This is a genomic window from Algoriphagus aurantiacus (genome assembly GCF_035156405.1).
In the GTDB taxonomy this organism is placed as follows: Bacteria; Bacteroidota; Bacteroidia; order Cytophagales; family Cyclobacteriaceae; genus Algoriphagus; species Algoriphagus aurantiacus.
Genome location: NZ_JAXRUT010000002.1, coordinates 81,878 through 94,967, shown reverse-complemented (window position 1 = coordinate 94,967; position 13,090 = coordinate 81,878). Strand labels below are relative to the sequence as shown.

Annotated in this window: 13 protein-coding genes; 6 read left to right on the top strand and 7 right to left on the bottom strand. The window is 39.2% G+C overall.

Features of this window, described 5'->3' with window-relative positions:
- Window positions 1-51: 51 nt before the first annotated feature.
- Both SYJ56_RS02370 and SYJ56_RS02365 read right to left on the bottom strand, forming a co-directional pair.
- Window positions 52-393: a zinc ribbon domain-containing protein YjdM gene (locus SYJ56_RS02370; protein WP_323832022.1), complete on the bottom strand. Its 342-nt coding sequence runs from the start codon at window positions 391-393 to the stop codon at window positions 52-54.
- Window positions 394-479: 86 nt separating this feature from the next.
- Window positions 480-1,739 carry a protoporphyrinogen/coproporphyrinogen oxidase gene (locus SYJ56_RS02365; protein ID WP_323832020.1) on the bottom strand — a complete coding sequence of 420 codons (1,260 nt, stop codon included), beginning with the start codon at window positions 1,737-1,739 and terminating at the stop codon, window positions 480-482.
- Between the two features lie 364 nt (window positions 1,740-2,103).
- Between SYJ56_RS02365 and SYJ56_RS02360 the strand changes: the two genes are divergently transcribed.
- From SYJ56_RS02360 to SYJ56_RS02345, 4 genes are all read left to right on the top strand, one after another.
- Entirely contained in the window at window positions 2,104-2,415 is a 312-nt protein-coding gene (locus SYJ56_RS02360; protein WP_323832018.1) for a hypothetical protein, read from the top strand.
- Between the two features lie 60 nt (window positions 2,416-2,475).
- Window positions 2,476-3,180, top strand: coding sequence for a ribose-5-phosphate isomerase RpiA (gene rpiA / locus SYJ56_RS02355; protein ID WP_323832016.1), 705 nt, complete (start codon window positions 2,476-2,478; stop codon window positions 3,178-3,180).
- 106 nt (window positions 3,181-3,286) lie between these two features.
- Window positions 3,287-4,117 carry a PAS domain S-box protein gene (locus tag SYJ56_RS02350; RefSeq protein WP_323832014.1) on the top strand — a complete coding sequence of 277 codons (831 nt, stop codon included), beginning with the start codon at window positions 3,287-3,289 and terminating at the stop codon, window positions 4,115-4,117.
- Between the two features lie 212 nt (window positions 4,118-4,329).
- Window positions 4,330-4,719, top strand: coding sequence for a hypothetical protein (locus tag SYJ56_RS02345; RefSeq protein ID WP_323832013.1), 390 nt, complete (start codon window positions 4,330-4,332; stop codon window positions 4,717-4,719).
- A gap of 57 nt (window positions 4,720-4,776) precedes the next feature.
- On the opposite strand, the gene arfB is transcribed toward SYJ56_RS02345, so the two are convergent.
- On the bottom strand, window positions 4,777-5,208 hold the full coding sequence (arfB, locus tag SYJ56_RS02340; RefSeq protein ID WP_323832011.1) for an alternative ribosome rescue aminoacyl-tRNA hydrolase ArfB: 432 nt from the start codon (window positions 5,206-5,208) through the stop codon (window positions 4,777-4,779).
- 145 nt (window positions 5,209-5,353) lie between these two features.
- Between arfB and SYJ56_RS02335 the strand changes: the two genes are divergently transcribed.
- Window positions 5,354-6,382: a sugar phosphate isomerase/epimerase family protein gene (locus SYJ56_RS02335; protein WP_323832010.1), complete on the top strand. Its 1,029-nt coding sequence runs from the start codon at window positions 5,354-5,356 to the stop codon at window positions 6,380-6,382.
- A 147-nt stretch (window positions 6,383-6,529) separates the two neighbouring features.
- Here SYJ56_RS02335 and SYJ56_RS02330 read toward each other — a convergent pair whose 3' ends face one another.
- Both SYJ56_RS02330 and SYJ56_RS02325 read right to left on the bottom strand, forming a co-directional pair.
- Entirely contained in the window at window positions 6,530-6,952 is a 423-nt protein-coding gene (locus SYJ56_RS02330; protein ID WP_323832008.1) for an RrF2 family transcriptional regulator, read from the bottom strand.
- A gap of 54 nt (window positions 6,953-7,006) precedes the next feature.
- Window positions 7,007-7,915, bottom strand: coding sequence for a sulfite exporter TauE/SafE family protein (locus tag SYJ56_RS02325; RefSeq protein ID WP_323832006.1), 909 nt, complete (start codon window positions 7,913-7,915; stop codon window positions 7,007-7,009).
- 113 nt (window positions 7,916-8,028) lie between these two features.
- Here SYJ56_RS02325 and SYJ56_RS02320 point away from each other — a divergent pair, with 113 nt between their 5' ends.
- Window positions 8,029-10,827 carry a TonB-dependent receptor gene (locus SYJ56_RS02320; RefSeq protein ID WP_323832004.1) on the top strand — a complete coding sequence of 933 codons (2,799 nt, stop codon included), beginning with the start codon at window positions 8,029-8,031 and terminating at the stop codon, window positions 10,825-10,827.
- Window positions 10,828-10,909: 82 nt separating this feature from the next.
- Here SYJ56_RS02320 and SYJ56_RS02315 read toward each other — a convergent pair whose 3' ends face one another.
- Entirely contained in the window at window positions 10,910-11,398 is a 489-nt protein-coding gene (locus SYJ56_RS02315) for a Dps family protein (RefSeq protein ID WP_323832002.1), read from the bottom strand.
- A gap of 257 nt (window positions 11,399-11,655) precedes the next feature.
- Window positions 11,656-13,068, bottom strand: coding sequence for a sigma-54-dependent transcriptional regulator (locus tag SYJ56_RS02310; RefSeq protein ID WP_323832000.1), 1,413 nt, complete (start codon window positions 13,066-13,068; stop codon window positions 11,656-11,658).
- Window positions 13,069-13,090 lie beyond the last annotated feature (22 nt).

Genomic DNA, 13,090 nt, shown 5'->3' with positions numbered 1-13,090 from the left:
AGCTGACTGATTTCATCTATTTGAAATCCACCACAATTACCTCCGCAGTCACTACGCTTTCTTCACAAATTCACTTTTCAGCGCCATTGATCCAAAGCCATCGATCTTACAGTCGATGTTGTGATCTCCTTCTACCAGACGAATACTCTTTACTTTAGTCCCCGCCTTAATTGGTTTAGGTGCTCCTTTCACTGGCAAATCCTTTATGATTGTCACAGCGTCACCATCAGCCAACACAGTTCCGTTAGCATCTTTGACTACCAATCCTTCGACTATTTCCTCTTGAATTTCATTAAGTTTCCACTCAAAACTACACTCAGGACAGATTAATTTATCGTCCAATTCGTAGCCATAAGGCGAGTTGCATGCAGGGCAAGGAGGTATATTTTCCATGTCGCGAAGTTAATGGAAAATCTCAATAGCCTCAGAAATGACTATAGGCATTTTACCCCAAATTTCATCTTGGCTATTCAAAATTCTCAGTGCACAGGCATATAGCTATGGACTACTGCTTCGGCAGCTATTCGCCCTGACGCCATGGCAGCATTGATAGAACCATTTAACAGGTAATCTCCGGCCAGAAATACATGATCATAAATCTTACTCTCAGTAAATGGAATGGTCCCTTTCATATCTTCTACAGTAGGGATAGCATAGTTAATATAATAGGACTTCACAAACTTGAAATACTCTGAATTGATACGCGATATTGATTCCAATTCACTTTGTACAGCTTTAATCAACTCTTTCTCTTTTAGGTCAGTATCTAGTATTGAAACGCATAGTAATGCCCTTCCATTTTTAGAATAGGCTGATGACACATCAGTCATAAAGACCAAGTTGTTTATCAGGTGATTTTCTCCTGGAATCAAACCCAGCATGGCCCTGCTCATAAATGATTTGTGAAGGGAAAAATATAGGGTAATCACTGATCTGGAAGGCGCAAATTGTCCCTGTAACTGCTTCATGAACTTATCTGGCTGAGTCGCTATAATGATACGGTCAGCTTGTAAAGTCTCCCCATTATTTAAAACAATCTCCTTTCCCTGTACTTCAGCTACCTTAGTATTGAATAAAAACTGTGTTTTACTCAATTGTCGTCTGAGCATATTCGGAACCTCGATCATTCCTTTCTCAGGTATGGCTCCCAATCCTTGTGAAAACATTTTAAACACAAATTCAAACATTCTGGAGGATGTATTCAGCTCTTTTTCTAAAAATATTCCACGGAAAAACGGTTTGAAAAAGTTTGAGATAATCTGATCTGAAAATCCATACTCATTCAAATACGCATGTGTAGGAATGGAAGCCTCATTGAAGATGTCATCTATCGTCTTATTCCTTAGCATTTGAGTAAGGTTAAACATTTTGACCTTATCCAAAAAACTCCCTACATGGGAAAATGCCATACTCACTACTTTGAGTGGATTACGAAGAGGATCAGAGATAATAAAAGTCTCCTTTGCTCCAAATATTACCGCTCCTGGTTCGAAATATTTTAGATTCAATGCACTCAAATCCAGGTATTTTTTCACTTCAGGATAAGCCGTCAATAGCACTTGAAAACCATGGTCCATTAAAAAGCCTTCCACTTCATCGGTTTTAATTCGGCCCCCAATCCCATCACTAGATTCCAATATCACCGGAGAAAAGCCAGCTTTTTCTAGTTCCAAAGCTGCTACTAAACCCGCCACACCAGCACCGATAATATATATATTTTGCTCTTTCATCTTATGCATAGAGATTCTATTATTAAAAAGCCTAAAAGAATGCCTTTTTACGGCGTTTAGAAAGCTAACCCATTCTTGAATGCATTGTTTGGATTTTTCGCAAACTGATGAAGACAAATACTAGCGAGATATATTTCATTATCACAGTATCAGGACTTTGCCACAAACCTAATGGGTCAAATTGAATTAAAATTTGTGAGAATAATAGAAAATCCATTTTCAACATATAGCGGACTTCTATTAGACAATTTTATACATGGCAACTAAATCAATTTTTTTTACTAAAATCAAACTATGAAATCGAGCATGTCAATGGTGACACACAAAGGGATGGTCATTATCCGTCAGCGGCAGTTCACACTGGGGAGGAGGAATGATGCTATCTGCTTATGATCAGGCGACATTTGGCTATCTGACGATGAATAGTGGCATGTGGAACGGCGAACAACTTATCCCTACTTCCTGGATAGAAAAGTCCAAAACCTCTGCCAATCCAGGTTATGGCTTTATGAATTACTTCTTGAACTGTGATCAAAAGGACATTCCTGCTGCACCAATTACAGCCTACTCCCATATCGGGGCCGGCACCAATATGATCTATGTGGATCAGGAAAATGAGGTGGTAATCGTCGCTCGATGGATTCCCGGTGGAGACAAAAATGAGTTGGTGAGGTTGGTACTGTAGAGTTTGAAGTAATATATTAAAAGATCAAAATTGCGAACCAACAACTATCTTAAACCCATTATGTCGCCTGTCGAATTGATAGTAGAAAAAGAAAAGGAACTGGCCGCATTAGCAGCAGTTTCCTATATCCAAGATCAGCAAGTGATTGGACTTGGTACCGGCTCCACGGCTAACTATGCTATCCATGAAATCGGCAAGCTTGTACAGAGTGGTTTACAGATAAAAGCAATCCCAACATCCACTAAAACGCAACTACTCGCTGAGTCACTCAATATCCCAATTATTGACAGTAATAGCGTTGATTACATCGACGTCACCATAGATGGTGCGGATGAGTTCAATTCAGATATGGTGCTGATTAAAGGTGGCGGAGGTGCGTTGCTTCGGGAAAAGATAGTTGCTTCCATGAGCCGAAGGCTGATAATTATCGCTGATTCGGACAAACAGGTGACACAGCTTGGATTAGCGTTCAAATTACCAATAGAAGTAATCCCATTTGCATCTAATTCTGTGAGCAATCAGATCAAGGAGTTGGGAGGAATTTGCAGTATTCGCAAGAAAGAAGGCAAAGCTTTTGTAACTGATCAGGGCAATTGGATTCTCGATGCAGACTTTGGTCACATACAAGATCCTCACTCCCTCTCGAAATCTCTAAATGAACTAGTCGGAATTGTTTGTCACGGTTTATTCATAGGCTTAGCTGATGTTATTATAGTTGGAGAAGGTGACACCACGCAAACTATTCTTGATGAAAAAGTCAGTTGACTTCTGTAAAAACACTGACTAACAGGGATTAATTTTTAACTTAATAAATCTTAGTAAAAAAAAGCGACAATCTTTTTTTTAAAGGGATGGCCTTTAAGCAAATAGCATGAACAAACCCAAAAGCTTCTCCATTAATCGACCATGGGCGATCACAGTCATATACCTAATAGTGGGGATCAACTGGATATTTTTCAGTGATATACTACTCTCGAGCATTTTCAGTGACGATATCAGTGAGATGTCCCGTTTCCAGATGATCAAAGGCTGCCTCTATGTGTTAGTCACAGGTTTGTTGCTATACTTTTTGATCAAGAGGCTATATGACAAGGTCAACGGAGGAAAACAAGAACTGGAGCTGCTATTTACGAATCCTAATTTGGGAATTCTTAAAATTGATAAAAATGGTCATTTCACTTATACCAGTCCGAATATTTTAGAGATTATAGGCTATACTGATAAAGAGATTATAGGTAAAAAAATCATCGACCTCACCCCTCAAGAATTTGTAGTTCAGGATCGAGAAAAATTTGAAAAAATATCAGAAAACGGTGCAAAAAAAGGATTCATCTTCAATAAATATCTACAGGATAAACAAGGAAATACAATCATTGTTAAGTTGTATGGAATCGCTCTTAAAAATAAAGAAGGTGAAGTGATTGGCTATTTAGCTGCGTTTCAAAATATCACAGATCAAGAAACATTTTTAAACTCTTTGGAAGCTAAAAACAGGCAACTTCGGGAACTGGCAACAGACCAGTCTCACTTGGTCAGAGCTCCATTAGCAAGGATTCTTGGGATCATTGAATTAATGCAAGGTGTAGATCTGGAATCTTCAGAAAAGGTCGAATTGATCACGCATCTTAAAACCTCTGGAGAAGAACTTGACGAAGCACTAAGAGATATTTCTCATAAGATGAGCAACAGAGCGTACAATTAGTTCAAGTAAGCTATAATAAAAACCTAGTAATAAAGTTTTCCGTAACCTATCACAAAGCTCTTAAAATCAAATAATAAGATTAATTTTTACCACTAATCATTCGAGATGAAATCGAGCATGACTCAAAAGTCACACACTGGGATGATTATAGTGCGTGCGAGATTCCTCCCGATAGCTATCGGGATGACCTTTTAAAAACAAATTATAATCATATGAAAGCTCTGTTTTTCCTTTATCTAATCAATATTGCAACTTGCTTATCTGTATTTTCTCAGGATATAAGTTCCAAAAAGTATGACTTTAACTTGCGTCTCCCCTCCTATGACAGCAGTCAAGAGCTTAATATGTTTCAAGACAGCTTCTCAATGAAAGGGCTTCAGAATGACACGATTTACTTTAAAAAATTCGATAATCCTGATGAGTTTCTAGATCTTAATTTGGGAGAAACCAATCTTTTTCAAAACCAGGATAATGTTCAGTTTATCCCAAATCCAGAAACGGTTTATTCCCTACGTATAATGAAGCCAAGTAGCAATTATCCCATTCAGATTTATAAACCTGACTCTACAAAAAAGTACACCCTTCTTATAAAAGATTTTTAATTTCTGAACACAGAATCTGATTACTGCGACTGAAAACTGAAACTGTTTTCTAAAACGCTATTCCTTCCAGCTTCGGTTCGCCTTCTTTTCAGCCTGATTCTTCTTTGCTTTGAGCCGCTTTTCAATTGCTCCTTTTTTTGGCTTAGTAGCTTTTCGGATTCGTTTTTTATGAAAAGCTTTCCGCATCAAATCCTCAAACTTGCGAATAACCAGTTCTTTATTTTGAATCTGTGAGCGCTTTTCCTGAGACTGAAGTTGCAATACGCCTTCCTGATCGGTTTTTGTTTGCAGCTTATCCAGTAACAAAGTCTTTTCCTCTTCACTCAATTGACGGGAATTTGGAATATCAAACTTCAGCTGAACCTTGGTTTCCACTTTATTAACGTTTTGTCCGCCAGCCCCGCCACTTCTAGAAGTTATAAACTGGAGCTCTCCGAGAAAGTCTCCCCGCCTCAGCCTTACTTCTATATTTTTCTCCGTATTCTCCATTTTGTGTAATCTTAATTAATCGCAATACTTCAAACGAGTATATAACCAATCAGCCCTAAAATAAAATTATGAGTAAACTTTTCAGCAAAAAAGAGAAAGTAAATACTAATTTGATGTCAAACTCAACACTCAAACCCAAAAGAACATGCAAAATAGAAGAGAATTCCTCATAAAATCCGCCCTTGGTGTGGGCGGACTTGCTTTGACACCTTCTTGGCTGCAAGGTGCTCCGGCAATAATCAAGTCTCTCAATAAACCAAACTCACTGATCAATGGCGTACAAATTGGGTGCATTACCTACTCATTCCGATCCATGCCTGATCAAAGCGCCGAAGCAACACTTCAATATGTGCTCGACTCAGGTCTCTCGGCAATCGAACTCATGGGTGATCCGGCAGAGTCTTTCGCTGGAAAACCTGCAAACCCTGTCAATATGCGGGAAATGTACCCACTCCTCTCAAAGCAAAGAAAAGGTGAAGAACTCAGTTCGGATGAAAAAGCAAAACTAGCTGATATGAGCGCTCAGGCTGAATCCTATGCTAAAGTGGCCGCAGAATGGAGAAATAAAGTAGGAACTGCGCCTTTTGAGAAAATGCGCAAAATGTACAACGACGCAGGAGTATCTATTTATGCTTTCAAGCCGAACGCATTTGGAATGAATGCTACAGATGAAGAAATCGCCTATGGAATGAATGCCGCAAAGGCACTTGGCGCCACTCATGTCACACTAGAGCATCCATCAAATGATGCCCATACGCTTAGATTAGGCAAGTTGGGTGAAAAGCATAAAATGTACGTGGGTTATCATGGCCACGAACAAGAGACTTTTACTTTTTGGGATACTGCACTGGAGCAAAGTAAGAGAAATGCATTAAACCTAGATGCTGGTCATTACATCGCTGCAGGTAATACTGATTTGATTCCATTGATAGAAAAACAGCACAGCAGAATCCTAAGTATGCATACCAAAGATCGCCAAACCCCTGCCAATGGAAAAGGTAATTTACCTTGGGGAACTGGAGATACACCTATCCCCGAACTTCTGAATTTGATATCCAAAAACAAATATAAGTTCCCTGCCACCATTGAGTTAGAATATCAAGTGCCAGAAGGATCGGATGCTGTAAAAGAGGTTCGGAAGTGTGTTGAGTTTTGCGAAAAAGCTTTAGCCTAATATTGCAATTCTGATTACCATAAAAGCTTATCAAATTATTTCGAAGCGGCAGTTAGCACTGTCGCTTTTTGTATTTAGCTGCTCTTTGGTTAAGCAACAATAAAATAACTCTGCTCACAAAATTGATAAAAATCCGATTGAGATAATTTAGGAAAAACTGCCATCCTTAGCGAGTGTAGTGATGGGCCGCTCCAGAATTGGCAGCATTTCATTTCGAAGTTCAGAAAAGAGTTTTCGAATTCTACAGGTTTTTTCATCGGTACATTCGCCACAAGACTCATAAAACCTCTCTGAAACACATGGTATTAAAGCTATCGGCCCGTCCACCACGCGCATAATCTGGGCAATAGTAATTTCACTGGGATCCTTTGCAAGAATATAACCTCCCTCTGCTCCGCGCACACTTTTTACCAGCTGATGGGTTTTTAGATCGCGAAGGATATTCTCCAAAAACTTATACGGAATATTTTCATTGACCGAGATCAACTTAGCCGAAAGAGGTTTGTCTTCCACGTGATCTTGAAGATAAAGAATAGTCTTGATTGCGTACTTGGCACGTTTAGAAAGCATTTGAGGGATTTTGTTACCTAAACATACAAAAATACTTCTTAAGCTCAGGTTTCTTTAAGCAAGTGTGATATACATAGTCCGAATACTTAGGAAAATGATCAAAAGCCCCACCATTATCATAACATATTTAGGCTTGATCAATTTGCAAATATAGGCAGCAAAGGGAGCGGCTACGACGCCTCCTACAATTAGTCCCAGCACTGGGGCCAAACTCAATTCCTTAACAAAATATAGGAATGTACTTGCACTCGCTAGCGACACAAAAAACTCTACAAAATTACCCGTACCAATGGCATATCTCGGGATTTTACCTTTACTGAGCAACGAACTATTTACAATAGGTCCCCATCCTCCCCCACCTACTGCATCAGCAAAACCTCCGGTGGTTGCCAGAATAGGTAAACTTCTACTGTTAGGATCGAACTTTTGTTTTTTCTTCTTAAACACCTTGCTCAATATCACAATGCCCATCACAAAAAGGTAAATCGCGATGACTGGCTTCACAAGATCTCCATCAATATTCGAAAGCAAAAAAGCACCAGCTATGGAACCTAAGACTCCTGGTATCAATAGTTTCTTAGCCAGCTTCCAATCTACGTTCCCCATTTTCCAGTGAGAAATCCCTGAGGCCAAACTCGTGAAAACCTGCGCAAAATGAACCCAGGCCGAAGCTGCAGCCGGAGGAATTCCAATACCAAGCAAAATTGAATTGCAACTGACCCCATAAGCCATCCCTAATGCGCCATCGATACTCTGTGCTACAAATCCAACTAGCAAAAACCAAAGAAAAGATTCCACATCCAGTTCCCAACTATCAATAGCTTGTGAAAATGTCTGTGTGACTACCAGCCCAAACATCATTAAAGCAAAACCAAAAAACATGGCCCAGAAAGGCTCGGTCTTAAGTCTTAGGAGAATTCGCTGCATCGTAGTAAGTAATGAAAATTCAAGAATGAGTTTCAAAATTAATTCATACTATTTTTATTTCCTACCATTTTTATAGGATTTGTAGGTTTTATCATATCTGCCACTTTTATTTGTATCATTCTTTTCCTACCAACTTAATATGATATAAAATGAAATATCTGTTTTACACCACAGTCCTATTGGCACTAATCTCAAATAAGCTGATTGCACAACAGCTTGAAATCAAGGGGAAAATCATAGACAAAGAAACCCAGGAACCCCTTATCGGAATAGCAGTTCTTATCAAAGGAACACAACAGGGAATAGCAACTGATTTGGAAGGAAACTTCATTTTAAACTCCAGTCAATCGGTCCCTTTTACATTAGTGATTTCAGGCTTAGGATATATTCGTCAAGAATTTTCGATAACAGAAATCAGTAAAGAGATACAAGTTATGTTGCGCCCATCTGTGCTGAATACCGATGAAGTAGTAATCACAGCTTCTAGGGTGGAAGAATCGGTCATGCAATCACCTGTTGCTATAGAAAAGCTAACTATTCGCGATTTGCGCGAGACCCCTGCCCCTTCTCTTTTCGATGCAATGGAATCTGTCAAAGGAGTCCAGATGACTACTCTGAGTATGGGTTTCAAAGTCCCAAATACGCGCGGTTTTGCTAACACTACAAACGCTCGGTTTCTCTCGATGGTAGATGGTGCCGACACGCAAGCTCCTGGATTGGGGGTTTCTATAGCAAATACCGTGGGGCCAACAGAATTGGATGTGGAAAGTATAGAGATCATCCCAGGAGCTTCTTCCGCATTGTATGGACTGAATGCACTAAATGGCACATCGAACATGATCACCAAATCTCCATTTCTATATACTGGTTTCAGTTTTTATCAGCAATTAGGTCTGAACCATGTGAACAGTACTCAATTTGCTCCACAAATATTTAATCAGTCTGCCCTACGCTATGCCTACAAAATCAATGAAAAATGGGCGTTCAAAGTGAATGTGGGCTGGATGAAAGGAACTGACTGGGTAGCAAATAGCTCTGAGGAGCTGAGTCCAAACTCAAATCAATCCACAGGTTTATTTGGTGCAGAAAATCCAGGTTCAAATCCGCTCAATTCCTACGGAAACGAAAATCAAAACCGCAAAAATCTTACACTTGCAGATGGAAAGCGCTATGAGGTACGCAGAACAGGATATTATGAAAAAGATCTTGTCAATAATGATTATCAGGTAAGTAATCTGAAAGCTGATGCAGCAGTTCATTTCAAACCCAATGAAAAGACAGAGGCCTCCTACGTATACAGAATTGGAACAACTGATGCAATCTATCAAAGAGGTAATCGGATCAGGCTAGACAACTATCAAATCCAGCAACATAAACTGGCAATTAAGGGAGATAGCTATTTTGTTCAAGGGTATCTTACCCGAGAGCACACGCTGGATTCCTACAACCTCCGTCCTATCGGAGAAAATATGGATAGGGCATTTAAATCAGATGAAGTCTGGTATGCAGAATATTCATCCGATTATAATCAAGTTTTTGCCGACGGACAGAATCCAGCAAATGCACATGCCCAAGCGAGGAATGAGGCGGATGTGGGGAGATTCCAACCCGGGACTCCTGAATTTAATCAGAAACTTAATGACCTTGCGCATATCAATAATTGGGATATAGGTGCCCAGCTGATCATGGAGCATAGTTTTTACCATTTCGAAGGTCAATATGATTTTAAAAATCTAATACAAAAAGTGGATATTTTGGCAGGTATAGATTTTAGAGACTTCACTATTCATCCTGAAGGAAATAGCTTCACTAATCCTATTGGAGAAGATCCCTTTGCGACACTTCATTACAAAAAAGTTGGTGGATTTGTACAACTTAGCAAGCGATTTTGGGATGAAAAGCTAAAAATTCTAGCCTCCGGAAGATTGGATAAAACCCAATATTTTGATGCCAAATTCAATCCAAGACTGGCTGCCGTTTTTTCACCAAATGAACAGCATCATATTCGTGCTTCCATACAGAATGGTTTCAGATTCCCTACTCTTTTCGAAGCATTCAGCACTGTAAATAATGGAGGCGTGATCAGATATGGTGGTCTAGAGCTGATGTCCAAGGATCAGCAGCTTTTTGAAAACTCCTATCTTAGAACTTCCGTGGATGCTTTTCAGCAAGCTAATACAACTACTATCAACAACGGCAAAACAACCAGAGAAGCTTTGATCGAAAATTCATCTACCTTGGTAAGAAATGATTACACCTATTTAGTACCTGAAGAAATCAAAGCAATAGATTTTGGTTATAAGGCCAGTCTTTTAGGTAATAGGCTATTTCTTGATGCTGACTTTTATTATAATCAATACAAAAATTTTATTGACCAGATAGAAATAGCAGTACCAAATTTTGGCACAATAGGGATAGTAGATGGAGAGGTGGATCCCACCTGGTTTGAAATGGAAAACAATTCTTTACACACACGCTATCGCATGTGGACCAATTCCAAAAGTATCTATCAAAACTTCGGCTTCTCACTTGGGCTATCGTATAATTTCTTTAAGAAAATGGTTCTTTCAGGAAACTACAGCCATGCCCAGCTCAGCAAAATTGACAGTAGAGACAGCGGGCTGGAAACCCCCTTCAATACTCCGAAGCATATCCTCAATCTAAATCTTACTGATCGGGAATTATTGAAAAACCTCGGATATAGCATAGCCTACAGATGGGAAAGTAGTTTTGACTGGAATGCACCACTTGCCAACGGAATCGTGCCTTCCTACCAAACTATTGACGCGCAGTTAAGCTATAAAGTACCCGCTGTCAAAACGACTTTCAAACTTGGTGGAACCAATCTCCTCAATAAGCCTTACATTCAATACATAGGAGGTCCAGAAATAAGCGGCTTCTATTATTTGGCAGTTACTTTAGACGGTCTGTTTACTCAGGAACAGTAATCATTTCCACATAAACATTTACCTAAACCGAAAAAAACCGCAGCTCTAACTGCGGTTTTTTTAAGTTTAATTCTTTTCAAAATTACTTAGTAAACATGGTAAACATCCACATTCTCTTCTCTATATCTCCGACAAATCTGGTGAGCATATCTGCAGTGGCAATATCATCAGCTTCTTCAGCAATCTTTGCTGCTTTTCTATGGGACTGGGCCAAACTTCCCAATCCATCAATCACATGCTTTACACATTCATCGCCATCGGACACATCCGTAATCTCCTTATGAATTGTGTTTTTTAAATAATCTGAATACGCATGCAAAGGATTGAAACCTATGGTTACAATTCTCTCAGCCATTTCGTCTATATTTTCATACAGCTGAGTATACAGCTCCTCGAATTTCACATGAAGATCGAAGAAATTTTCTCCCTTTACATTCCAGTGAAACCCTCTTACATTTTGATAAAATATATGGTAATCAGAAAGCAAGTCATTGAGCTTATCCGATACATTTTTCATGGCTTTTGTGTCCAATTTCAAATGATTTCCGATAGTTGCTTTAGTAGTTGACATATGTAGATTTATTTTAAGATTTAAAATTATACTCTTATAACTCCAAGGTGCATGCCATCCTACTGGTTTCAAAATCAACTATTGGTAACCAAAATCTTACACCAATACTATTTTGGATATGCCTATTAAAAGAGAATTAAAATTGGAAAGCTTATTTTAGTGACTTTTGGACCTAAGAAATTCATGAAAAAAAATCCCCAATTCGTTGAAAAATTGGGACTAAAAAAACCCGGAACTTTGTCCGGGAAAGGTATTGCCTATAAATCGTATTGCTTCATTTTGTTAAATAGTGTTTTCCGATCTATTCCCAATTGTTTAGCAGCTTGAGTTCTATTGTACTTGACCTCTTCAAGGACTTTCTTCAAAACTTCGGCTTCGGCTTCAGCTGCGGCATCCTTTAGATTTAAGGGCATTCTGTGTACCCTATTTTCTGACCTGTTTGAATCCGATTCTGTAAAGTTGAATTTCTGAGAGTAAACGATCTCAGGTGGTAGTGCTGCAAGAGACATTTTACCTCCGTCTGTAAGTAGGGTAGCCCGACGGATCACATTCAGCATTTCCCGAAGGTTACCTGGCCATAGATACTCTTTAAAGACGTCCATAACCTGTTCTTCAAATCCAAAGACTTTTTTGTTGAGTTCAGCATTTGACAGCTCTAGGAAATGGTACGCAAATGCTTCTATATCTGCTTTTCTATGTCGCAAAGGTGGTACAGTAATACTGAATTCATTGAATCGAAAATACAAATCCTCTCTGAATTTCCCTTCCGAAACGGCCTTTCTAAGATCTTCATTGGAAGCGACCAAAATCCGGACATCGATGGATTTGTCCTTGGTCCCCCCTATTCTTCTGAGCTTTCTCTCCTGAACCAATCTAAGAAGACCAACTTGAGTTTCATAAGATAAATTGGTAATCTCATCCAAAAAGATCGTACCGCCATCAGCTAATTCAAACTGTCCCGGTTTCTCTCCAACTGCTCCTGTAAAAGATCCTTTCTCATGACCCCAAAGCTCACTACCAGCGAGTTCCTTGGTAAGTGCACCACAATCCACAGCTATGAAAGGCTTCCCTGCGCGCTCACTTTGATCGTGAATAGTACGAGCAATATTTTCCTTACCAGCTCCACTTTCTCCATAGATAACCACACTGAGACTAGTTGGGGCTACCAATGCTACTTCTTTGTATAATTTCCTTGATTCTGCACCAGTTCCTCTTAAATATTTAGAGTCAGATTTCTGAGTTTTAGATTCAGATTCCTTTTTTAATTGAGTGGCTTTTGAGAAGGTTTGGACAGTTGATTTATTTGATTTGGATGCAGCTAGTGCCCGCTCTATCAAATTAATAATTTCATCGGGGATCAAGGGTTTGGTCACATAGTCAAATGCTCCATTTTTGATCACTTCTACAGCAATTTTCACATCGGCATAGCCTGTGATAATCGCCACTTGAGTGCCTGGAGAAATTTCTCTAACCTTCAACAGAACATCTCTTCCTTCCATGTCTCTTAATTTGAAATCACAGAAAATAAGATCGTAAAAGGTCTTTTTGACCATATCCAGACCAGTTTTTCCCGAAATGGTAGTTTCAACCTCGTAGCCCTTTTTAGTGAGAAATCGCTCCAAAAGCTGACATATATCTATATTATCGTCAATTACGAGAATCTTAGCCATGATTTATTTGGTGTTGAATGTG

Excerpts from the sequence above, each read along its gene's own strand:
- SYJ56_RS02370 (WP_323832022.1), bottom strand. The coding sequence starts at position 393 with ATGGAAAATATACCTCCTTGCCCTGCATGCAACTCGCCTTATGGCTAC.
- SYJ56_RS02365 (WP_323832020.1), bottom strand. The coding sequence starts at position 1,739 with ATGCATAAGATGAAAGAGCAAAATATATATATTATCGGTGCTGGTGTG.
- SYJ56_RS02360 (WP_323832018.1), top strand. The coding sequence starts at position 2,104 with ATGATGCTATCTGCTTATGATCAGGCGACATTTGGCTATCTGACGATG.
- rpiA (WP_323832016.1), top strand. The coding sequence starts at position 2,476 with ATGTCGCCTGTCGAATTGATAGTAGAAAAAGAAAAGGAACTGGCCGCA.
- SYJ56_RS02350 (WP_323832014.1), top strand. The coding sequence starts at position 3,287 with ATGAACAAACCCAAAAGCTTCTCCATTAATCGACCATGGGCGATCACA.
- SYJ56_RS02345 (WP_323832013.1), top strand. The coding sequence starts at position 4,330 with ATGAAAGCTCTGTTTTTCCTTTATCTAATCAATATTGCAACTTGCTTA.
- arfB (WP_323832011.1), bottom strand. The coding sequence starts at position 5,208 with ATGGAGAATACGGAGAAAAATATAGAAGTAAGGCTGAGGCGGGGAGAC.
- SYJ56_RS02335 (WP_323832010.1), top strand. The coding sequence starts at position 5,354 with ATGCAAAATAGAAGAGAATTCCTCATAAAATCCGCCCTTGGTGTGGGC.
- SYJ56_RS02330 (WP_323832008.1), bottom strand. The coding sequence starts at position 6,952 with ATGCTTTCTAAACGTGCCAAGTACGCAATCAAGACTATTCTTTATCTT.
- SYJ56_RS02320 (WP_323832004.1), top strand. The coding sequence starts at position 8,029 with ATGAAATATCTGTTTTACACCACAGTCCTATTGGCACTAATCTCAAAT.
- SYJ56_RS02315 (WP_323832002.1), bottom strand. The coding sequence starts at position 11,398 with ATGTCAACTACTAAAGCAACTATCGGAAATCATTTGAAATTGGACACA.
- SYJ56_RS02310 (WP_323832000.1), bottom strand. The coding sequence starts at position 13,068 with ATGGCTAAGATTCTCGTAATTGACGATAATATAGATATATGTCAGCTT.